This window comes from SAR86 cluster bacterium (assembly GCA_023703615.1).
Lineage (GTDB): Bacteria > Pseudomonadota > Gammaproteobacteria > Magnimaribacterales > D2472 > MED-G85.
Genome location: CP097971.1, coordinates 354,422 through 376,919, shown reverse-complemented (window position 1 = coordinate 376,919; position 22,498 = coordinate 354,422). Strand labels below are relative to the sequence as shown.

The 22,498-nt window shown below is 31.1% G+C and carries 25 protein-coding genes; 1 reads left to right on the top strand and 24 read right to left on the bottom strand.

All coding sequences use genetic code 11. The features are described 5' to 3' along the window. Nucleotides 1-6: 6 nt before the first annotated feature. The 23 genes from odhB to dapA form a co-directional block, all read right to left on the bottom strand. Complete coding sequence (gene odhB / locus M9C80_02035) at nt 7-1,215, bottom strand: 2-oxoglutarate dehydrogenase complex dihydrolipoyllysine-residue succinyltransferase (GenBank protein ID URQ69956.1); 1,209 nt, start codon at nt 1,213-1,215, stop codon at nt 7-9. After that, nucleotides 1,215-4,019, bottom strand: a complete 2,805-nt coding sequence (locus M9C80_02030; GenBank protein ID URQ69955.1) for a 2-oxoglutarate dehydrogenase E1 component — start codon at nt 4,017-4,019, stop codon at nt 1,215-1,217. Before M9C80_02030 ends, odhB begins: the two co-directional genes overlap by 1 nt. 7 nt (nt 4,020-4,026) lie before the next feature. Beyond that, nucleotides 4,027-4,776, bottom strand: a complete 750-nt coding sequence (locus M9C80_02025) for a succinate dehydrogenase iron-sulfur subunit (GenBank protein ID URQ69954.1) — start codon at nt 4,774-4,776, stop codon at nt 4,027-4,029. A 3-nt stretch (nt 4,777-4,779) separates the two neighbouring features. Further along, nucleotides 4,780-6,576 carry a succinate dehydrogenase flavoprotein subunit gene (gene sdhA, locus M9C80_02020; GenBank protein URQ69953.1) on the bottom strand — a complete coding sequence of 599 codons (1,797 nt, stop codon included), beginning with the start codon at nt 6,574-6,576 and terminating at the stop codon, nt 4,780-4,782. Between the two features lie 25 nt (nt 6,577-6,601). Further along, on the bottom strand, nt 6,602-6,961 hold the full coding sequence (gene sdhD, locus M9C80_02015) for a succinate dehydrogenase, hydrophobic membrane anchor protein (GenBank protein ID URQ69952.1): 360 nt from the start codon (nt 6,959-6,961) through the stop codon (nt 6,602-6,604). Next, the gene (gene sdhC, locus M9C80_02010) at nt 6,958-7,341 is read right to left on the bottom strand and encodes a succinate dehydrogenase, cytochrome b556 subunit (GenBank protein ID URQ69951.1); all 384 of its coding nucleotides are present in this window, start codon (nt 7,339-7,341) and stop codon (nt 6,958-6,960) included. Before sdhC ends, sdhD begins: the two co-directional genes overlap by 4 nt. Before the next feature lie 92 nt (nt 7,342-7,433). Next, nucleotides 7,434-8,819 carry a ribosome biogenesis GTPase Der gene (gene der / locus M9C80_02005; protein ID URQ69950.1) on the bottom strand — a complete coding sequence of 462 codons (1,386 nt, stop codon included), beginning with the start codon at nt 8,817-8,819 and terminating at the stop codon, nt 7,434-7,436. 13 nt (nt 8,820-8,832) lie between these two features. Then, complete coding sequence (bamB, locus tag M9C80_02000) at nt 8,833-9,996, bottom strand: outer membrane protein assembly factor BamB (GenBank protein URQ69949.1); 1,164 nt, start codon at nt 9,994-9,996, stop codon at nt 8,833-8,835. Nucleotide 9,997: 1 nt separating this feature from the next. After that, the gene (locus M9C80_01995) at nt 9,998-10,633 is read right to left on the bottom strand and encodes a tetratricopeptide repeat protein (protein URQ69948.1); all 636 of its coding nucleotides are present in this window, start codon (nt 10,631-10,633) and stop codon (nt 9,998-10,000) included. Nucleotides 10,634-10,651: 18 nt separating this feature from the next. Beyond that, nucleotides 10,652-11,902: a histidine--tRNA ligase gene (hisS, locus tag M9C80_01990; protein URQ69947.1), complete on the bottom strand. Its 1,251-nt coding sequence runs from the start codon at nt 11,900-11,902 to the stop codon at nt 10,652-10,654. A gap of 1 nt (nt 11,903) precedes the next feature. Continuing rightward, nucleotides 11,904-13,001 (bottom strand): flavodoxin-dependent (E)-4-hydroxy-3-methylbut-2-enyl-diphosphate synthase, encoded by a 1,098-nt coding sequence (ispG, locus tag M9C80_01985; GenBank protein URQ69946.1) that lies wholly within the window; start codon nt 12,999-13,001, stop codon nt 11,904-11,906. Further along, nucleotides 12,994-13,737 carry a helix-turn-helix domain-containing protein gene (locus tag M9C80_01980; GenBank protein ID URQ69945.1) on the bottom strand — a complete coding sequence of 248 codons (744 nt, stop codon included), beginning with the start codon at nt 13,735-13,737 and terminating at the stop codon, nt 12,994-12,996. The genes ispG and M9C80_01980 overlap by 8 nt, the downstream gene beginning before the upstream one ends. Continuing rightward, complete coding sequence (gene rlmN / locus M9C80_01975) at nt 13,734-14,816, bottom strand: 23S rRNA (adenine(2503)-C(2))-methyltransferase RlmN (GenBank protein URQ69944.1); 1,083 nt, start codon at nt 14,814-14,816, stop codon at nt 13,734-13,736. The genes M9C80_01980 and rlmN overlap by 4 nt, the downstream gene beginning before the upstream one ends. Before the next feature lie 5 nt (nt 14,817-14,821). After that, nucleotides 14,822-15,244, bottom strand: a complete 423-nt coding sequence (gene ndk, locus M9C80_01970) for a nucleoside-diphosphate kinase (GenBank protein ID URQ70190.1) — start codon at nt 15,242-15,244, stop codon at nt 14,822-14,824. A 33-nt stretch (nt 15,245-15,277) separates the two neighbouring features. Further along, nucleotides 15,278-15,481: a Fe-S cluster assembly protein IscX gene (gene iscX, locus M9C80_01965; GenBank protein URQ69943.1), complete on the bottom strand. Its 204-nt coding sequence runs from the start codon at nt 15,479-15,481 to the stop codon at nt 15,278-15,280. Beyond that, nucleotides 15,481-15,819 (bottom strand): ISC system 2Fe-2S type ferredoxin, encoded by a 339-nt coding sequence (fdx, locus tag M9C80_01960; protein URQ69942.1) that lies wholly within the window; start codon nt 15,817-15,819, stop codon nt 15,481-15,483. The genes iscX and fdx overlap by 1 nt, the downstream gene beginning before the upstream one ends. A gap of 4 nt (nt 15,820-15,823) precedes the next feature. Continuing rightward, entirely contained in the window at nt 15,824-16,165 is a 342-nt protein-coding gene (locus M9C80_01955; GenBank protein URQ69941.1) for an iron-sulfur cluster assembly accessory protein, read from the bottom strand. A 3-nt stretch (nt 16,166-16,168) separates the two neighbouring features. After that, complete coding sequence (locus tag M9C80_01950) at nt 16,169-16,573, bottom strand: iron-sulfur cluster assembly scaffold protein (protein ID URQ69940.1); 405 nt, start codon at nt 16,571-16,573, stop codon at nt 16,169-16,171. A gap of 15 nt (nt 16,574-16,588) precedes the next feature. Then, nucleotides 16,589-17,809, bottom strand: a complete 1,221-nt coding sequence (locus M9C80_01945) for an IscS subfamily cysteine desulfurase (GenBank protein ID URQ69939.1) — start codon at nt 17,807-17,809, stop codon at nt 16,589-16,591. Continuing rightward, nucleotides 17,810-18,244 (bottom strand): RrF2 family transcriptional regulator, encoded by a 435-nt coding sequence (locus M9C80_01940; protein URQ69938.1) that lies wholly within the window; start codon nt 18,242-18,244, stop codon nt 17,810-17,812. It abuts the gene before it with no gap. Between the two features lie 26 nt (nt 18,245-18,270). After that, a complete protein-coding gene (locus M9C80_01935) occupies nt 18,271-18,993 on the bottom strand; it encodes a phosphoribosylaminoimidazolesuccinocarboxamide synthase (GenBank protein ID URQ69937.1) in 723 nt (240 codons plus the stop codon). A gap of 2 nt (nt 18,994-18,995) precedes the next feature. Beyond that, nucleotides 18,996-19,973 (bottom strand): outer membrane protein assembly factor BamC, encoded by a 978-nt coding sequence (bamC, locus tag M9C80_01930; protein ID URQ69936.1) that lies wholly within the window; start codon nt 19,971-19,973, stop codon nt 18,996-18,998. Continuing rightward, nucleotides 19,970-20,857, bottom strand: coding sequence for a 4-hydroxy-tetrahydrodipicolinate synthase (gene dapA, locus M9C80_01925; GenBank protein ID URQ69935.1), 888 nt, complete (start codon nt 20,855-20,857; stop codon nt 19,970-19,972). Before dapA ends, bamC begins: the two co-directional genes overlap by 4 nt. 67 nt (nt 20,858-20,924) lie before the next feature. Here dapA and M9C80_01920 point away from each other — a divergent pair, with 67 nt between their 5' ends. Further along, entirely contained in the window at nt 20,925-21,395 is a 471-nt protein-coding gene (locus M9C80_01920; protein URQ69934.1) for a peroxiredoxin, read from the top strand. On the opposite strand, the gene M9C80_01915 is transcribed toward M9C80_01920, so the two are convergent. Further along, nucleotides 21,386-22,444 carry an AI-2E family transporter gene (locus M9C80_01915; protein URQ69933.1) on the bottom strand — a complete coding sequence of 353 codons (1,059 nt, stop codon included), beginning with the start codon at nt 22,442-22,444 and terminating at the stop codon, nt 21,386-21,388. The genes M9C80_01920 and M9C80_01915 overlap by 10 nt on opposite strands. Nucleotides 22,445-22,498 lie beyond the last annotated feature (54 nt).

Here is a 22,498-nt window from a genome sequence, read left to right as displayed (position 1 = left end):
ATACCTCTATAAATTTAATAATAATCTTTCTGGTGATTCAAGCTGCTCTTTTATTGAAACTAAAAATGTTACAGCTTCCTTTCCATCTAGTAATCTATGATCATAGCTCAAAGCCAAGTACATCATTGGTCTAATTAGAACTTCACCATTGATTGCAACAGGTCTCTCTTGAATTGAATGCATGCCAAGAATTGCTGTTTGGGGCGCATTAAGAATAGGAGTTGATAGGAGAGATCCAAAAACGCCTCCATTCGAGATAGTAAAGGTTCCACCTTGCATTTCTTCAATTGATAATTTTCCTAATCTTGCTTTTTCTGAATATTCAATAATATCTTTTTCAATATCTGATAAAGATTTTGTATCTGCGTCCTTTATTACTGGGACAACTAAACCTCTTTCAGTTGATACCGCAACACCTATATCTTGAAAACCATGATATACAATATCTTTTTTATCAATTGAAGCATTTACTAGAGGAAATTTTTTTAAAGCTTGTACTGATGCGATAATGAAAAATCCCATAAAACCAAGTTTCACTCCATGTTGAGATTGAAATTCGTCTCCATATTTTTTTCGTAGATCTTTAATAGGTTGCATATCAACTTCATTAAAAGTTGTTAGCATTGCTGTATCCTGTTTTACTTGAACTAGTCTTTTTGCGATTGTTTCCCTTAATCTCGACATTTCAACTCGTTTCTCTGTTCTACCACTGGTAATATCTGATGAATGTTTTTTTTCTGATGTATTTATTGAGCTTGATTGACTTTCTAAATGATTGACGACATCAGATTTAGTAATTCTATTGTGTTTACCAGTTGCTATAATTTCTTCTTCAATAATATTGTTTTCACTAATTAATTTTTTTGCTGCAGGTCCTGTTTTATTAATCTTAACTTCAGAAATTTTAGATTTACTTTCTACCGATTTTTCTTCAACTTTGCTGACCTTTTCTTCTTCATGAACTTCTGATAATTCTGATGTTTCTTCAAAATCAGCAATTTTTTCAGCACTTAGAACAACCTCTCCTTCTTTCTTAATGATTTTCGATAAAATACCATTTTCAGGGGCCAAAACCTCTAATACAACCTTATCAGTTTCAATTTCAGCAAGAACTTCATCTTGAGAAACATTTTCACCTTCATGCTTTAACCAATTAGCAACTGTTCCCTCGGCAACAGATTCTGGAAAGGTAGGTGATTTAATTTCAATACTCATTATTTAATCTCTAAAGCTTCATTAATCAATTTATCTTGCTGTTGTTGATGTAATTTCATCATTCCAACTGCAGGTGCTGCTGCAGGAGGCCTGCTAACAAGTGTTATTTCAATTTTTTTATTTTTAAGCCTATCAAGAACTCTTTGTAATCTATGCCTATGACTAAACCAAGCACCTTGATTGGATGGCTCTTCCTGGCACCATTTAACTTTATTAACATTTTTATATGATACTAATAACTCTTCTAAATCATCATAGGGAAATGGATATAACTGCTCAATTCTTATTATTGCCATGTTTTCTATTTTCGTTTCTTTTTTTCTTTGCTCAAGTTCATAATAAACTTTTCCAGAGCAAAGCACTATATTATTGACATTGTCTTTATCAATAATTTTATCATCAATAACAGTCCTAAAACTTCCATTACATAATCCTTCTATAGATGAAACTGCCTTAGGATTTCTTAAAAGACTTTTTGGGGTTATAACAATCAGAGGTGTTCTCATTTTTCTTATGGTCTGCCTTCGAAGCAAATGAAACATCTGTGATGGAGAGCTTGGAATGCATACTTGTATATTTTCTGATGCACATAATTGCAAGAATCTTTCTATTCTTGCACTACTATGTTCTGGTCCTTGTCCTTCATAGCCATGCGGTAATAGCATTACTAAACCAGATAATCTTTCCCATTTATGTTGAGCAGATACAATAAACTGGTCTATTACAACCTGAGCTCCATTGGCAAAATCCCCAAACTGCGCCTCCCATATCGTTAGACCTGACGGCCACGTTGCAGAGTATCCGTATTCAAATGCTAGAACTGCCTCTTCAGACAGCAAAGTATCATATATGTCAAATCTGGTATTATATTTTTTTGCAACTTTAGAAAGTGGAATAAAACCTTTTCCAGTATTTGTATCAAAAACACAAGCGTGTCTATGAGAAAAAGTACCTCTTCTAACATCTTGTCCTGAAATTCTTACTGGATATCCTTCAGAAAGAAGAGTTGCATATGCCATAATTTCAGCATAACCCCAATTAACTTCAATTTCTTGGTTGTTCATCTTTATACGATCTTGAAAAATTTTTGATGCTTGAATACCTAAATTAAAATTATCTGGAGTAGATGAAACATCTATACCTAATTCTTCGAGTTTATTTTTATTAAAAGTAGTATCAACTTTTGGCCACCATAAAACATCAAGATATGGCTTCCAATCAAACCACATATCATTATTCGGATTTTTTGCTAAATTTTTGGCTACTGTCTTACCTGAATCAAGTGATTTTCTATAATTATTTTTTATATTTTCAGCATCCTTAATAGTAAGAATATTTTCTTTAATAAGTTTAGTTTGATATTGTTTTAATACTGATGGATGTTGTTTTATTTTTTCATACATCAATGGTTGAGTTGCAGATGGATCGTCGGCTTCGTTATGACCTCTTCTTCTGTAACAAAATAAGTCTATTACAATATCTTTTTTGAATTTTTTTCTATACTTTGTAGCTACTTTGACAGCATTTATTACCATTTCCGGATGATCGCCATTTACGTGAATAACTGGAGCTTGAATCATTTTAGCTACATCTGTTGAATAATCAGTAGATCTTGCATCACTTTTGTTACTTGTTGTAAAGCCTATTTGATTATTCACAATGACATGAATTGTTCCTCCAACAAAAAATCCTCTAGTTTGAGACATTTGAAGAGATTCCATAACGACACCCTGTCCTGAAAAAGATGCATCTCCATGAAGTAAAACAGGAATTACACTTTCTCTTTTTTTATCATGAAGTCTATCTTGTCTTGCTCTAACTGACCCAAGTACAACTGGATCTACTATTTCGAGATGTGATGGATTATTGCTAAGAGAAACATGAACTTCACCACCAGGTGTTATGAAATTTGAAGAAAAACCTAAATGATATTTCACGTCACCAGTATTTGCTCCTTCAAGCACACCCTCTTCATTAAAGGACGAAAATAAATCTGAGGGAAGTTTGCCAAGAACATTAACCAAAAGGTTTAATCTGCCTCTATGAGCCATTCCAAAGCAAACTTGACTTGCACCCAATTCTCCACAGTTTTGTATTATTGCGTCAATCATTGGTACAAGAGATTCAGCACCATCAATACCAAATCTTTTCATACCAGGGTATTGAGCAGCAAGATATTTTGCTAAACCTTCTGCAGAATTTAAACGTTCAAATATGTGTAATTTTTCTTTGTTAGAAAACTTATATTTTCCTACCTTTGATTCAAATATCTTTTGAAACCATCTTCTTTCAACAGAATCCATTATATAGTTATATTCGATTCCAATATGACCACAATATGCTCTTTTTAACTCATCTATAATAGCTCTTAACGGTGCTTTTTTTGCACCCATCAAGAATGTGTCAGTATAAAATTCATCATCTAAGTCCGTATTTTTTAAACCATGAAATTCGATATCTAAATCTTCTATTGGATTCCTTTCCATCATCTCTAGAGGATCTAAATGTGCTTGTTGATGTCCTCTATTTCTATATGATTGTATTAATCGAATTACCTTTCCTTGTCTTTCATCAATAGCATCCGATAAAACAGTGCCACTTCTGGATAGGTTTTTAAATTCTTCGATAATAAGCTTGTGGGAAACTTCTTTTTTATTTTTTACGAGATCAGAAAAAAAAGTAATCCATTCTTTAGATAAATTTTCTGGATTTGTTAGATAAATTTCGTAAAGTGATTCGAGATAACTGGAATGTCCAGATGATATATGAGAGCTCCCCCAGAGCTCATGCATAGATTGACTCATTTTAATTTTATTTTAATACTCCATCAGTGGCGATAACTTCATTTTTTTTGTTTTTGTTAGAAAGCAACATAGATTTAATTTCTCCAATTGCTTTATTTGGATTTAATCCTTTTGGGCAAACGCTTACACAATTCATAATTCCATGACATCTATAGACACTGTAAGGATCTGATAACTCAGCAAGTCTTTCAGTTGTTTTTAAATCTCTCGTGTCTGCTAAAAATCTGTAAGCCTGAAGAAGAGCTGCAGGTCCAACAAATTTATCAGGATTCCACCAGAATGATGGACAACTTGTAGAGCAACATGCGCATAGAATACATTCATAAAGACCATCTAATTTTTCTCTATCTTCAGGAGACTGTAATCTCTCTTGCTCTGGTGCTGTAGTTTCGTTCTGAAGAAAAGGTTTAATTTTTTCATATTGCGCATAAAATTCTGACATATCAACAACAAGGTCTCTGATGACTGGCAATCCTGGTAATGGTCTTAATTCGATTTTATTTTTCTTAATAACCGAAGATAGGGGAGTTATACATGCTAAACCATTCTTTCCATTAATATTCATCCCGTCAGAACCACATACACCTTCTCGACATGATCTTCTGTATGAAATGCTTTGGTCATCTTCTTTCAAAAGATGAAGCAAATCTAATACCATAATATCTCTAGAGGGCTTTTCAATATGATATTGCTTCATATATGGAAACTTATCCTCTTCAGGGTTATATCTGTATAAATTAACTTCTAAGTTACTCATATTTTAATATGTCCTGACTTGTGGAGGGAAAGCTTCAACTTCGTTTGGTTTAAAATTGACATCTCTTTTTAATAAACTTTTAGATTTTGGATCATAAAGTGAATGGCATAACCAATTCTCATCATCTCGTTCTGGATAATCGTCTCTTGCATGTGCTCCTCTACTTTCAGTTCGCTTATATGCAGAAACTGCTGTAGCCTCTGCTACCTCAAATAAATTTTGCAATTCAATTGCCTCAACTCGACCAGTATTAAAAGCAGAACTTTTATCTTTTAAGTGTAAGTTTTCTACTTTATGTTTTATTTCTGATAGCTCAGTGAGCCCTTTCTCCATAAATTCACCACGTCTAAAAACTCCAAAATAATTTTGCATACAGTCTTGTAATTCCTTTTTTACCTGTGAAGTTTCATAACCTTTTGAAGATTCGTTTAATTTATTAAGTCTTTCTAGAGACTCAGAAATATTTTCTTTTGTAGCTGATTCAACTCCACCACCCGATTTGATTTCTTCTTGAATGTGTTTCCCAGTTGCTCTACCAAAGACAACTAAATCAAGCAAAGAATTTCCTCCAAGTCTATTTGCGCCATGAACAGATACACATGCAGCTTCTCCAGCAGAAAAAAGCCCAGGAATAACATAATCTTGATCATTAACTCTATTAAAGGCTTGTCCATGGACATTCGTAGGAGTTCCTCCCATCATATAGTGACATGTAGGAACAACTGGTATTGACTCGTAAATCGGATCAACATGAGCAAAAGTTCTTGATAATTCACATATTCCAGGTAATTTTGCATTTAAAACGTCAGCTCCTAAATGATCTAATTTTAAATGAATGTGATCTTTATTTTCACCACATCCTCTACCTTCAAGAATTTCAAGGACCATTGATCTTGCAACTACATCTCTTCCTGCAAGATCTTTCACATTTGGAGCATATCTCTCCATAAATCTTTCTCCTTCTCCGTTAACTAGATATCCACCCTCTCCTCTGCAACCCTCAGTGACTAATGATCCTGCGCCAAAAATTCCAGTTGGATGAAACTGCCACATTTCCATATCTTGAGCTGGGAATCCAGCTCTTAATGCCATAGCTAAGCCATCTCCAGTATTAATTAAAGCATTTGTTGTTGAAGCATATATTCTTCCAGCGCCTCCAGTAGCAAGAACTGTTGCTTGCGCTTTTAAATAAGCTACTTCTCCAGATTCTATTGAAAAAGCAATCACTCCGGTAACTTCATCTTTATTATTTTTTACAAGGTCAACTGCGAACCATTCGTTGAGAAAATTTGAACCTTCTTTGACATTATTTTGATACAAAGTATGTAATAATGCATGGCCTGTTCTGTCCGCCGCAGCACAAGTTCTGGCTGCTTGACCACCTTTACCAAAATCTTTTGATTGACCACCAAATGGTCTTTGGTAGATTCTACCATTATCAAATCTAGAAAAAGGCAATCCCATATGCTCCAACTCAAAAACTGCCTTAGGGCCTTCTGAACACATATATTCTATAGCATCTTGATCGCCAATAAAGTCTGCACCTTTGACAGTATCATACATATGCCATCTCCAATCGTCATTTGGGTCGGCACTTGCAATAGCACATGTTATGCCTCCCTGTGCAGAAACAGTATGAGATCTTGTTGGGAAAACTTTTGAAACAACTGCGGTTTTAAGTCCTGATTTTGCTAATTCTAGTGATGCTCTCATACCTGAGCCACCGCCACCAATAATGAGAGCGTCAAATTCTTTTGTTTTAATATCGTTAAAATTAATCGAATGTAGATTATTTGTCATATTTATAATTATATATCATTATTATTTATTTCCAAACAATATATAAAGTTCCCAATAAATAAAATATTAAAAGCAATGCAATAGTAAAAAAATAAGAATATCTTATATTAGTAGCATTATTAGACAACGTATTATTTAAAAAACCCAGTGTTCGTGTTGTAAGGTAATCAGTTCCCACTGTCCAAAGACCTATTGCTGCATGAACTAACAAAATTAATGCGACTAATGTAGTTAACCCTCTCATTTGATAAGACAGAATGAAGGTCGTCCAACTAAAAAAAGTAATATCGCTACTAGAAATAAAAAAATAAGACAAATAAATAACATAAGACAATGTAATCAATGAACTATATCTTTGAATTTTCCAGATTAATGAGCCTTTCATAAATAAATACTTAAAATTAGTGCTGCAGAAGATAAAAACCAAATTAAAAATACTGTAATTGAAGAATAATATGAGCCATTTAAAGTTTCACCAATGTGAAAGAAATCCATAATGAGATGTCTTACACCTGTTAAAATATGATACCAAAATATTAAAAAACTTAATAAGATGAAGAAAGAAAAAAACGTAAAATTATCAAATGTTTTTAATACAAAATCAAAACCACTTTTACTGTATGTTGTTTCGTTAAGTAAATATAAACTCAAAGGCAAAGTGACAAAGAATACATACATACCCGATAATCTATGCGTGATAGATGATACTGCCGACATAGGTAAGTTAATCTTTCTTAAATCAATATAAACTGGTCTTTGGCTCATTTAAAGTGACAAATGTCTATATGTAGGTGCAATTATATTTGAGATTATAACTTAGAAATTTAAAAGAAAGTTACAATACATATTATAAAACCTTATTTTTTATTCTTATTAGTAAATTTTTTTAATCTTGTTCTTTTTTTAATTTGTCTTTTTGTAAGCTCATTTGATTTATTCTTAAATGGATTATCAGATTTTCTAAAAATTACGTTAAGTTGAACGCTTTCTAAATTAAGTGAACTTTTATACGAATTTTTAATATATTTCTTATAGTTTTGTGGAATTTTTTTGTCTTGATTTGAACTTATAATAATTGTTGTAGGATTGATTCCTGCAAAATGAGCATGTTTTAATTTTAATTGTCTTCCACTCACAGATGGTGGCGCACTAAGATGTATAAACTTTTCTAAAAGCTTATTTAATAAAGATGTTGAATATTTTTTTTGAGACTTCATAAGCACTCTATTTATTGAATAAAAGAGTTTTTTAAAACCTATTTTATTTTTTCCTGACATTGTGAGGCATAAATAATTTTCAACTAATTTTGATTTAACTTCTCTTGAATCTAAAAGCTCTTTTATTTTATTTTTTGAAAGTAAATCAATTTTGTTGAATGCTATTACTATAGGTTTCCCAATTTCTGAAACCATATTAATTATTTTTAAGTCCTGATCAACAAGACCCTCATTTGCATCGCAAATAAATAGAACAACGTCAGATTCACTTGCAGAATGCATTGCTCTTATAAATGAGAAATATTCAATTTTTCCACTCTTTTTATATTTTTTTCTAATACCTGCTGTATCTATAAATATAAATTCTTTACCACCTGCAATAAATGGAATACTTATAGAGTCTATTGTTGTTCCTGCAATTTCTGAAACTATTAATCTATCCTCTTTGATGAATTTATTAATAAACGTCGATTTTCCTGAGTTTGGCCTTCCTAACACCGCTATTTTTTTTCCATCTTCAACAGGTTTAGCCTTTAAAGGAAGAAATTTTTGTATAAAAGATTTTAATAGTGGTAAGTTTTTTGAATGTTCTGCACTTATTTCAAAAAAATCATCGATACCTTTTTCATTCAAATCATTTTTTAGATTATTTTTGCTTTTTTTATCTAGTTTATTTAAGACAGTTATAAATGGTTTATCTAATTTTCTGATTTTTCTTAAAATATCTAAATCCTCACTAGAAAGATCTTGAGATCCATCTAATAAAAAGATTACTAGATTTGATTCTTCTGCAGCAATCCATGCCTGTTCTGAAATATCTTTGTTGTTAGATTCAGCTTCTTTTTGAATTCCGCCTGTATCAATTAACAAGCAATAATTTTCTTGAAAATTGATATAACCGTAATTTCTGTCTTTTGTTAAACCTGAAAAATCAGAAACAATAGCTTTGCGAGATCTGGTGAGTTTATTAAATAATGTTGACTTACCTACATTCGGTTTGCCTAATATTGAAACAGAAGTAAACATTTTTGTTGAACATTTAAATGCTTAATGAAAATAAATTGAAGTTATTATCAACTGCATAAAATTGATTACTCCTGCTATATAAGGTCATTATTGGTTTTCGTGATATTTTTTTTCTTCCAATTGTCTGGCCATTCACTGGGTTAATTATGTGAATAAATCCATCTAAATCTCCAATTATTATTTGTCCTTTATGAGATATAGCATTTGAGAGTTCTCTATTTTTATATTCATTTGAAGACCACGATTCATTTAATGTTTTTGATGCAAAAGTTTTTATATCAGAATCGTCCTCTATTACCGCAATTATTCCTTTTAATACAACAGGTTCATAAAAAGATGAAATGGGTGAATTCCAAACCTGTCTTCTTTGTGCGTTATCAAAAATACTTAAACTACCCTGATAATTAGTTGCATATATAAAATTACCGTCTATTACAGGTTTTGAATCAGAATCAATGATATTTTCTAATTCAGAGTTTCCACTAACATAAGATATTGCAGAATCCCATAGAAGAAATCCAGAATCTAATTCAAATACTCCGAGACGACCGCTATCAAATGTTGCGTAAACTTTGTTTTCTTCAATAATAGGACTGCTACTACCCCTTATAGTCAATGTAGGTAATTTAGATCTATATGACCACTTTGTAGTTCCTGATTCTTTACTGAGACCTAATAACTCACCTGAACTAGTTTTTATAACAATTATTTTCGCATCAATTGCAGCATTTGAAAGCACTTCTCCCTTTACGTCTCTAGACCAAAGTATCGACCCTTTTTCCTGATCTAAACATATTACTTCACCTGTGGTATTTGATACTATTAAGACACCAAATCCAGATGAGATGCCCGAAGCAAGTTTATCTAATTTAATGCTCCAATTAACAATTCCAGTTGAAATGTCTATCGACTTTACATTTCCCTCTGTATCAGCAAAATAAATATTTTTACCCGAGAAAGATGGTTTAAAGTTGCCAAGAGTATTTTCACCATCAAAACTAATTTTCCATGAATTTTCAATTTTAAAAACTTCATTATAGTTTTGTAATTTCCTTGGCTCGTCATCTTCAACCTCTTCAGATTCCCAAAACTTTAAATTAGATAATGATGAACAAGATGATATAAATATTAATATAATCGATAAATTAATAATGTATTTATTGTTTAAAAAAATCATCTTAAATCTCCAAATTAGCAATTTTCATATCAATTATTAATTTTGATGTTTCGTTTGAGTATTCTTCTTTAGCAATTATGTATTGGTGCTTTGCATTATTGAATTCCTTTTTTTTAAAAAAAATGTCGCCAGCTAGTTCATGAATTAAAGCATTCGAAGGAGAGTCAATATATTTTTTGATCATTTTCAATGCATCATCAAGATCTCCTTGCTCAAGAAAAAGTCTTGCTGAGTTAATTCTGGCTAGTTTATTAAGCAGATTGTTGCCACTAAATCCATTTGTGGCCTCTACAAGCAATAAAAATTCATCTAAAGCATTTTGGTTGTTGCCTTTTTTTGCCTCAAGTGAAGCATAATTTAATAATGCTAAATGAGCATAACCAGTCTTTATATATGTGCTTGTAAGATCTTCATATAAAACTAAAGCATTAGTTTCTGATTCTTGAATTTGTTTAGTCCACTGTGAATATATTTTTGCTGCATCTTCATTTTGAGTTTTGTTATAAAAATAATTAAACAAAATAAAAATAATAATTAAGCAAAGAACAATAATAGAAGTGAAAAGTATTTTTTTATACCTATTAATGAAATTAGATAAGATCGCCCTAAAGCTGTTATTTTCAATTATTCTATTCATTGTTTGTTCAGGTTTTATTTATAAGGATTTATAAAATTTTAATAATTCATCTACAGTGACAGATTGTTGCTCGTTTTTTTCATTTTCTAAAGATTTTATTATAGCCTTATTGTTTTTGAGCTCATCTTCCCCAATGATTATTGCATGCGATGAATTATCCTTATTAGCTCTCCTTAGTTTAGCTTTTATGCTAGCATCAGACAGACTTATATCTAGAATAACACTATTATTAGTCTCTCTTAATTGGTTGGCTATTTTATATGCATTTTGTCGTAAATTGCTAGTAAGTATTATAAAAGATACGCGCTTTTCAATTTTTAAGGGTATTGTTATTAGATTAGCAAGCCTTTCGATACCAATTGCCATTCCGATTGCTGGCAAATCTTTGCCACCAAGATCCTTTGATAAATTATCATATCTACCACCACCAAGGATAGCATCTTGAGCACCAAGATCAGATGAGTTTGCTTCAAAAACAAATCCAGAATAATAGTCAAGTCCTCTAACTAGCTTGAAATCAATTTCAATGTCAGAAAAAGTATCTTTTATTTTTTTTAATAAGTCATAAGATTCTTTATCTAAAAAATCTTTTATGGAGGGTGCGTTTTTAAGAATCGTTTGTGTTTCTTGACTTTTAGAATCAAGAATTCTTAATGGATTTTTTTCTAATTTTTCTAGATCACTGGAATGAATATTATCTTTAAAATTTTCAAGGAATTTTTTTAATGCTGTGCAATACGAATCTTTGGTTTTTTTGTTACCTAAATGGTTTATTTTAATGACATAGTTTTTAAGCTTAAATTTATTAACAATAGAAGTAACTATAGAAATCATTTCAAATTCAGACGTGCCTTCTTCATTCCCTAAAATCTCAACACCAGCTTGTGTAAATTGTCTAAATCTTCCTTTTTGAGGTCTTTCATATCTCCACATTGGTCCTATGTACCATAGTTTGTGTGACGAGATATCAAGTTTTTTTTGAATTATTGACCTAATGATCCCTGCTGTGCCCTCTGGTCTTAAAGAAATATTTTTTTTATTTTTATCTTCAAAAGAATAAATCTCTTTATTTACAATATCTGAAATATCGCCAACAGAGCGACTAAACAAAGAGCTATCTTCTAATGCAGGCGTTCTAAATTCTTTCAAATTATATAAATTAAATATTTTTTTTAATTCATCTTCTATGTAAAAAATTTTTTTTGAGTTGTCGTCTTGAAAATCTTCATAATAATCAGGCATACCAGTTAATGATTTAATTTTATCCAATTTAATTCCTCGCAATTATTTCAACTGGTTTTTTTTTAGCAATTTTAGATCTAACCTGATCTTCAATCTCATCAACTATCTTCTCGCTGCTTATTTTTTTGTTTGGCAAACCATCAACATACATTAAATTATTTGGGCTTGCGCCAGTTAATCCAACTTCAACAGCTTTGCTTTCACCAGGACCATTTACATAACAACCTATTATTGCAACTTCAATATCCTCTGATACATCCTCTAGGCGACTTTCTAATTCATTCACGACCTCAATGACATTAAAATTTTGTCTGGAACAACTTGGGCATGCAATAATTTTTACTCCTCTACTTCTTATATTGAGACTTTTTAATATATCCCAACCAACTTTAATTTCATCAATTGGGTCTGATGCAAGAGAAATACGGATTGTATCGCCAATGCCCTCACTTAATAACATGCCCACACCAATTGAAGATTTTACAGTCCCTGACCTATAACTACCTGCTTCAGTAATTCCTAGGTGAAGTGGTTGATCTATAAGATTTGAAATTTTTCTATATGCTTCAACAGTCATCTCAATATTTGAGGCTTTCAAACTCACTTTATAATTTTCAAAATTAAATTTATCCAATATATCAACATGCCTTAACGCAGATTCAACTAAAGCATCAGCATTAGGTTCTCCATACTTCTTTTGTAAATCTTTTTCCAAAGAACCAGCATTCACGCCAACTCTAATTGGAACATTATTATGAATAGCTGCTTGAATAACCTCTTGAACTTTCTTTTCTTTGCCAATATTACCTGGATTAATTCTAAGACAATCTGCACTATCTGCAATTTCGAGAGCAATTTTGTAATCAAAATGAATATCTGCAACTAAAGGAATATTGACCGCTTTTTTAATTTCCTTAAAAGCTGCCGCCTCATCAAAACTAGGAACCGAAACTCTTACAATATCAGCACCTGATGCTTGAAGATCATTGATTTGTTTAACAGTAGCTAATACATCATTGGTGTCTGTATTAGTCATTGACTGAACTGCAATAGGATTATCATCACCAATTAAAACACCACCAACATTTACTGATTTAGTTTTCTTTCGTGTTATCCAGTTACTCATTTTTAAATTCAATCTTACTTACTCTTAATCTATTCGCATAAGTAGTAAAGTCAATTAACTCATTATTATACGACCCTATTACAGCATCTGCATTACCAACTATTACTTTAAATGGTTTTTTAACTTTCACTTGAATGCTTTCTCCTTTAAAAAATAACTGTTTCTTTATTAATTTTTCATCAAAATAAATTTCAATCCAACATTGTGAAGTAAAGCTTAAAACCAAATTATTATTGGTCTGAGGTTCATTTTCTGGGGTGTTAGACGATTTTATTTGAAAAGATTTTTTATTTGCTACTACTAAGTTATAAATAGCCTCATAATTTGGTTCTAAAATATTTTTTTGTTTTACATTAAATTGAAGAAAGCTCAAAAAAAGTAAAATAAGAATTATTAAAAAAATTAACGACAAGTAAATATAATTTTTGGAAAAATAAAATGGTTTTTTCCATGTAACTGATCTTTCAATAATTTCATCTTCTCTGTCTTTTTTATATGCATCGGAGGGAAACGAGTAATCTAATGATAAGTAATTTGAATACTTAATAAAATATGCCCTAGCAAAACCTTCACTAGGAAATTTTGAGTAATCGCCATTCTCTATAGCTTCCAAATGAAATGTATTAACTTTAATACTTTTAGCAATATCTTCTATTGATAAACCTAAATTATCTCTTTTTTTTGAAAATAAAAGTCCAATTCTTGCTGAATCACCCTTTGTATTTTTACTTTTCATGAAACAAACTGATGATCTATTATGTTTTTACCTTTTACAGGTTTATTTAATTTACCAACTAATTGCCCACATGCACCGTCAATTACATCGCCCCTTGTGACTCTTAGTGTAGTTATGTAACCTGAGTCCATTAAAACTTGCTTAAATATTTTAATAGTTTTGTTATTTGATCGTTTATAGTCATTTCCATCAAAAGGATTAAAAGGAATCAAATTGATCTTGCATGAGATATCTTTTAACAGTTTTGCAAGTTTTATCGCATTATCTTTTGAATCATTTACTCCTTCTATAAGTATATATTCAATAGTAACGTTTCTTTTTCCCTCATAATATTTTAAGTAATTCTTACAAGCCTCTATGAGTTTTTTTATTGGATATTTTTTATTAATTGGCACAATTTCATCACGAAGTTTGTCATATGGCGCATGAAGAGAAATAGCTAAAGAAACATCAATTTCTTTAAAGAATTTATTAATTTTTGGTGTTATTCCTGATGTACTCAAGGTGATTCTTTTTCTAGATAAGCCATATGCAAACTGATCCTTCATTAATTTGGCAGACTCAATAACTGGATCAAAGTTAAGCAAAGGTTCTCCCATACCCATAAAAACTACATTAGATATATTATTACTATTTTTAGTATAAAAATTAGCAAGCCATAACTGACCAATAATCTCATCTGCAGTAAGATTTTTTTCAAATCCTTGTGCGCCTGTTGCACAGAATGTACATTGAAGAGCGCATCCAACTTGAGATGAAATGCAAAGAGTTGTTCTTTTTTTTTCAGGAATAACAACCATCTCTATCATAGATCCTGAGGCTAATTCTACTAAATATTTTTCTGTACCTTCAGGTGATTTAAATACTTTAGAAACTTTTGGTAGTTCCAAAGTAGCTAATGATTTCAATTTCTCTCGTAATGGCTTATTAAAATCAGTCATCAAATCGAAGTTAGTTACTCCTTTTTGATGAATCCATTTTAATAATTGTTGCGCTCTATATTTGGGCTCGTTAATTGATTTAAAAAAATCAATTAAAGGTATCATTGAATACCCTAGAAGATTTTTTTTTGATTCCAAGATAATTATTTTAGAATTTCTTCTTCTACAAAAAAATAATTTATTTCTCTTTCAGCACTTTCTTTAGAGTCAGAGCCATGAACAGCATTTGCATCAATGCTTGAAGCAAAATCTGATCTTATTGATCCAACTTTAGCCTTTGCGGGATCAGTATCACCCATTAATTCTCTATTTCTTGAAATTGCATTTTCACCTTGAAGAACTTGAATAAAAACAGGACCTGATGTCATAAAGTCTTTTAGTGCATTAAAAAAAGGCTTGCCTTGATGTTCTGCATAAAAACCAGAGGCCTCATCATCAGATAAACGAATTAACTTTGCTGCAATAATCTCAAGTCCATTATCTTCAAATCTGGAGATAATTTTACCAATGATATTTTTTGATACTGCATCAGGCTTTATAATTGATAAAGTTTTTTCTGTCATAATTCACCTCAATAAGATGCAAGTATTATATGAAACTTATTCGTATTCTTCTATCCATAACATTTGAATAGTTTCAAGAATTTTTTCATTAGATTTTTTAGGATCGCCTTTAAAATTCTCTAGAGCACATATTTTTGCATGCAGATCAGGAAAACTTATCCATTTAGGATCAACATCTGGAAATTTTTCATAGAGTTCTATAGCAATATCATCAACACTTAACCACTGAAGTTCATTCATTAATGATCCTCTGAAACCATATTTATATTATATTTGGGTAATTCAATCTCAATATCTTCATCCCCTGGAATAGCTTGACAGCTTAATCTTGATGTCTGTTCAAGCCCCCATGCTTTATCTAACAAATCTTCTTCTATTTCACTAGAATCATTAAGTGTCTCGAAACCTTTTCTAACAATACAATGACATGTGGTACAAGCACATGACATCTCGCACGCATGTTCAATTTTAACTCCATTTCTTAGAGCTGCCTCACAAATAGTTTCATCTTCTAAAGATTCTATTTCAACGCCATTAGGACATATCTCAGAATGAGGTAAGATTTTTATTTTTGTCATTTAATTAGATTGTAAAACTTTCGCCGCAACCACATGTTGCTTTCACATTAGGATTTTTAAATTTAATGCCTTTGTTTAATCCATCTTCTGTGTAGTCAATTAAACTTCCTTTTAGAAAATCTAAACTTTTTTGATCAATAAATATTTTACATCCATCTTCTTCATACCTAATAAAACTTTCATTTTCAGCATCAATATAATCAAAAAAATATTCGTATCCTGAACAACCAGCTTTTTTAACACCTATTTGAATACCAATACCTGAGCCTCTTAATTCAAGACTCTTTGTAAAATGTTTAATAGCAGTTTTTGAAAAACTTATATTTTTTGAAGAAAAATTTTCCATGGATTATTGTTTTGATTCGTAATCTTCTATTGCTTGTTTTATAGAATCTTCAGCGAGTACTGAACAGTGTATCTTAATAGGAGGTAACTCTAAGGCCTCTACTATTTCAATATTTTTAATTGCTTTTGCCTCTTCAAGAGTTTTTCCAATTAGCATTTCAACTAATTCACTAGACGAAGCAATTGCAGATCCACATCCATAAGTTTTGAATTTTACATCTTTAATAATATGTGAATTTCCTTTTGGTTCGCATTTAATCTGAAGTTTCATTACGTCACCACATGCCGGTGCTCCAACCATTCCTGTGCCAACATTTAATTCTTTTGGATCAAATCTTCCAACCTTGTATGCTTCAGGGTTGTTTAAAGTATTTTCAAATTTATCTACAACTTTTTTACTATATGCCATTACATTCCTCCAAAATTAATGTGCTGTCCACTCTACAGTATCCAAATCAATACCATCTAAATGCATTTCCCATAGAGGTGAGAGTTCTCTTAATCTCTCAACTACATTATTTAATAGTTGTAAGGTTCTTTGAACTTCATCATCATTTGTAAATCTTCCAAAAGAAAATCTTATAGAGCTATGAGCCAATTCATCTTTTCTTCCAAGAGCTCTTAACACATAAGATGGTTCAAGACTGGCTGACGTACATGCCGATCCAGATGATACTGCAATATCTTTAAGTCCCATTATTAATGATTCTCCTTCAACAAAATTAAAACTAACGTTCAGAATGTTAGGAACTTTATTTTCTACATCACCATTAATGTAAACGTGTTCGATCTTACCAACATCATCTAAGAATTTTTTATGAAATTTACTAACTTTCTCGTGATCTTTTTTCATTTCTAACTTTGCAAGCCTGAAAGCTTCTCCCATTCCTACTATTTGATGAGTAGCTAATGTCCCAGAGCGCATTCCTCTCTCATGACCACCTCCATGCAACAACGCCTCTATTCTTACTCTAGGTTTTCTTCTTACATAAAGGGCTCCAATTCCTTTTGGTCCATATGTTTTATGAGCTGAAAAAGACATTAAGTCTATAGGTGCATCTTTTAAATCAATGTTAACTTTACCTGTGCTTTGTGCAGCGTCAACATGAAAAAACGCTCCTTTATTTTTAACAATTTTGCCTATCTCATTTATGTTATTTATAGTTCCTAATTCATTATTTATATGCATTATTGAAACAAGAATAGTATTTTCTTTGAGGGCACTTTTTATGTCTTCCGGTGAAATAATACCGCCATCATCTGGTTCTAAATATGTAACTTCGAAACCTTCTCTTTCAAGCTGTCTGCATGGATCAAGAACAGCCTTATGTTCAATTTTTGAAGTAATAATATGATTACCTTTGTTTTTATAGAATCTAGCAACCCCTTTTATTGCAAGATTGTCTGCTTCGGTTGCACCTGAAGTCCAAACTATTTCTCTTGGATCGCAATTGACTAAATTAGAAACATGAGATCTTGCTTCTTCAACAGCTTCATCAGCTTTCCAACCATATCTGTGTGATCTGGACGCAGGATTACCAAATTCACCATCAACTGTTAAAAATTCCATCATTTTTGATGCAACTCTTGGATCAACTGGAGTAGTCGAAGCGTAATCTAAATATATAGTATTATTTTTTTTCATTTAATTAATCTCTCTTATATCTATATATGGGCTATTGTCAGCGTCTACAAGACTTGAGAGTGTTGTTTCTGACAAATAATTATTTACAACATTATTTAATTCGTGCCATAAATTATGCGTATTGCATTTCTTGCCATCTTTACAAGGAGAATTGTTCTTACAATTTGTTGCATCCAACTCTTCTTCAACCGCATCCATAATTTGTTTTATAGTAATAAACTTAGGATGTTTAGCGTAAAGATAGCCTCCATTTCTTCCACGAATGCTTTTCACTATTCCTGCAATTCTTAATTTTCTGAAAAGTTGCTCTAAATAAGGAAGTTTTATTTTCTGATTTATTGAAATATCAGACAAGGCAACTGGTCCAGTTGACTGAAGAGCAGACATCTCTGTAAGCGCATTTATAGCGTATTTGCTTTTAGTTGTTAACCTCACGCATGAATTATAAATACCTGACTTATTTAGTCAAGTTTAATATTCATACCTAAGCGATCTGCAACTTGGTGATAGGATTCAACAACATCACCCAAACCTTGTCTAAATCTATCTTTATCCATTTTTTTCATAGTTTTAGAATCCCAAAGTCTACAACCATCAGGAGTAAACTCATCTGCTAACAATATTTTAGAATCCTTAAAAACTCCAAACTCCACCTTGAAATCAACAAGTATCAGGCCTGAATCTAAAAATAATTTTGATAAAATTGTATTAATTTTATATGTTAAAGATTTCATTTCTTTTATTTGATCTATTGATGCCCAACCAAAAGAAATGATATGTTCATCATTTATAAGTGGGTCGCCAAGGTCGTCATCTTTTAAGAAGAATTCAAATAGTGGCGATTCAAAAATTAGACCATCTTCAGTTCCTAGTCTTCTGCAAATTGATCCAGAAGCTCTATTTCTTATAACACATTCAATAGGAAACATATTTAATTTATATACTAATGAATCTGAAGTGTTAAGAACATCAATCAGATGAGTTTCAACATTATTTTCTTTCAAATGCTCCATAATGAATGCATTAAATTGATTATTAATAGTTCCTTTACCTAACAAAGCTTCCTTTTTTTTGCCATCAAAGGCTGAGGTATCGTCACTGAAATGCATAATTAAATGATCATCATTGCTTGTCGTGAATAATGATTTTGCCTTACCTTTTGTTAATTCTTTAATTTTTTCCATATTTAACTCAATGCTTCATTAATTTTTGAAAGTAATTCTTCTGCTTCTTGTATATTATCATTTGTTGGTCTTGCTCTAACATAGCTCTTATTATTTTTTTCTGTAATAGTTACTTCAAAATCAGATTCATTTGATAGTGTGCTGCTATTTCTTTCTTTACCAAAACCTAGAAATGAAAAAAATCCATTTCTTTCCTCTTGTTGATAACTTACATAAAAAATCCCTGCGCTTCTGTTCTTATCATTCGCTATAATATTAGCAGCATCCAATGCTTTACTAACTGATGACCAAGCTCTGTCAAATGAAAGCTCCAAAGATATGACAGTTTGCCCATTCTCAGAAAATATTTTAGCTTTCTTGTTTTCATTTAAATTTTGAGCCGCTAAAGATGTTCCTGAAAAATTATTAACTGATTGAGCTAAATAATTAACCATTTTTTCTAATTCACTTCTAATAAACTCTGGATTACTGAGTATTTCATTATTATTTTTGTTAACAACATATAAAAATATTTCTGTAGAAGCTTCTTTAATTCCATGTTCAATTCGCATCTCAAGAATTGATTCATCGTCAAAATCTACTTTAATTTTACCATTCTCTGGATTTGCACTTATTACAGAGTAGATAGATGTATCCCAATAATTTTTTGCAATAGGCCATGAGGTAGAAGGAAGAGTCTCTATATAAACCCACATTAGTTCGCCTAATCTGCGCAATTGAACAGCACTAGTACCTGATGAGGCAAATATTTGTCTTGGTTTAGGAACATCTATATCTTCTTCAATGATTACGTTATTAGTTACAGGAAAATGATTTTCTTTATTAGGTTGATTCAGATGATCTGGAAGTATAATTTCATCAGCAACCTGCTCATCAAAAAAATCATATTTTGTATCAGGAAAAAATCCATCAGGGCCCGACATAGAAGAACATCCAAAAAATAAAAATAAAATAGGTATATTTATAAAGTATGTTTTCATAATAATTTCAACCTTTGAAGTTCTGACAATACTTCATCATGAAAAGTTTCATCTAATGTTATAAGAGGTGATCTAATTGCATCATGCACTTTTTTCATTCTGTATAACATCCATTTTACAGGTATGGGGTTAGATTCTATAAATAAAAGTTTATATAAATTTTTACAATCTGCATCTATTTGCTGAGCTTTTTCAAAATCATTATTTAATGAGTATTTGCATATTGCTGTTATTAAATTTGGTATTACATTTGCAGCAACAGATATAACTCCATCGATCCCCATTTTCAAGGATTTACAGAAAGTTGGATCATCTCCTGAATAAATATAAAAGTCTTTTCTATCTCTAGCAATTTCAAGAAGCTCTTCAATTCTTTGTTGGTCATCAACTGCTTCTTTTATACCTATAATATTTTGATGCTTTGACAAAAGCTTTACAGATTCTGGTAAAAGATCACATGCCGTTCTTGATGGTACATTATACAAAATTTGAGGAATATCAACTTCGTTTGCTAATTCTGTGTAATGTTTAATAAGCCCATTTTGATTTGGTTTATTATAATAAGGAGTTACAAGAAGTGCATAATCTGCACCAGCATCTTTAGCTTTTGCAGTGAGATAAATTGCTTCCTTTGTTGAATTTGCTCCAGTACCAGCAATAACTGGTACTCTTTTTTTTACATAATTAATCGTATGGGAAATAACATTAAAATGCTCTTCGAAATCCAGAGTTGCGGATTCTCCGGTTGTGCCAACAGAAACAATTCCATTTGTGCCCATATCAATGTGCCAATCAATAAGTCTTTCTAGAGCAACATAATCTATATCGCCATTTTTAAGCATTGGCGTAATTAATGCTACTAAACTTCCCTGTAATACTTGCATGAATTCAAAAATCAGTAAAAAATATGACTATACACTATTTTATAACACAATTTTAAAAGGAAATACCATGGTCAAAAAACTAGAAGGAAAAAAATGCCCGAAATTTCAAGCTTACGCAACAAGTGATAAAAATCTAACCAATGAGACTTTTGCAAATAAAAATCTTGTTATATATTTTTATCCAAAAGATAGTACTCCCGGATGCACAGTTGAAGGACAAGATTTTAGAGATAATTATGAGGAGTTTAAAGAACTTAATACAGAGATTCTTGGTGTATCAAGAGATAGTATTAAGTCTCATGAAAATTTTAAATCTAAACAATCTTTTCCTTTCGAATTGTTATCAGATCCCGATGAAAAAGTTTGTAAATCTTTTGATGTAATGCAATTAAAATCAATGTATGGACGAGAATACATGGGTGTTGATAGAAGCACATTTTTAGTAAATGCAGAAGGTACAATCGTTAAAGAATGGAGATCAGTGAAAGTTAAAGATCATGTTAAAGAAGTTTTACAGAGCGTAAAGGATTATTGCTGATCCTGATAGCTGGGCCAGGCGTTCCAAACTGCCTTTATAAATGTAGCAATAGGTATCGCAAAAAATACTCCCCAAAAACCAAACATGCTACCAAAAACGAAAACAGCAACGATAATTGCTACTGGATGAAGTTTTACTGCATCTGAAAAAATAATAGGAACAAGTAAGTTACCATCTAGACCTTGTAGCAAAAGATACAATATTATTAATAACCAAAAATCAAAAGTTGTTCCAAATTGTAATAAGCCAACCAATACTACTGGAATTGTTACTAAAAAAGCTCCTATATAGGGAATTATGACAGATAGTCCAACTAGAACTGATAAGAGAGCAGAGTATTTTAAACCAAGTGAAGCAAATATAATTGCAGCTGAAAAACCAACGATAACAATCTCAAGAGACTTACCTCTTACATAGTTACTAAGTTGTACATCCATCTCTTCCCATACCTTAAGGAGCATATCTCTTTTTCCAGGAATAATTTTTACAAATCCATTTGTAATATTTTTTCTATCAAAGAAGAAAAAATATACCAATATAGGGAATAAGATGACATAAATTAAAAAAGTTATAGTGCTTTGAATACCAGAAATTGATGTTTTCACAATATTTTGAGTTATCGAAGTTAATTCTGATGATACTGCTTGAAAAAACAATGAAATTTGATCAGACGATACAAGTTCAGGATATGCTGCAGGTATAGTGGCAACAAAATTAATAAATTCATTTATTAATCTCGGCATATCAACAACAAAAGACTGTAGCTGATTATATAGAATAGGCATAAGCCAAAATAATAATGCAGTACTTACAATGATAAAAATTGTAAATGTTGTAATAGATGATAATTGCAAGCCTAGCCCAAAAGATTGTATTTTCTTTTGAAGTCCAACTAAAAGATATGCTGTCACTATGCTTATAATAAATGGCGGAAGTATCGAGCTAAAAATACTAAATATAATTAACACAGCAAAAATAAGAAATGCAAAAACAACAGTTTCGTCATTTGGAAAAATTTTCTTAAAAAATTTATTTACTTGCTCAATCATTGCTATAAATTATTTTTTAATTTTCATTAAATATTCTTTATATTATGAAATTAA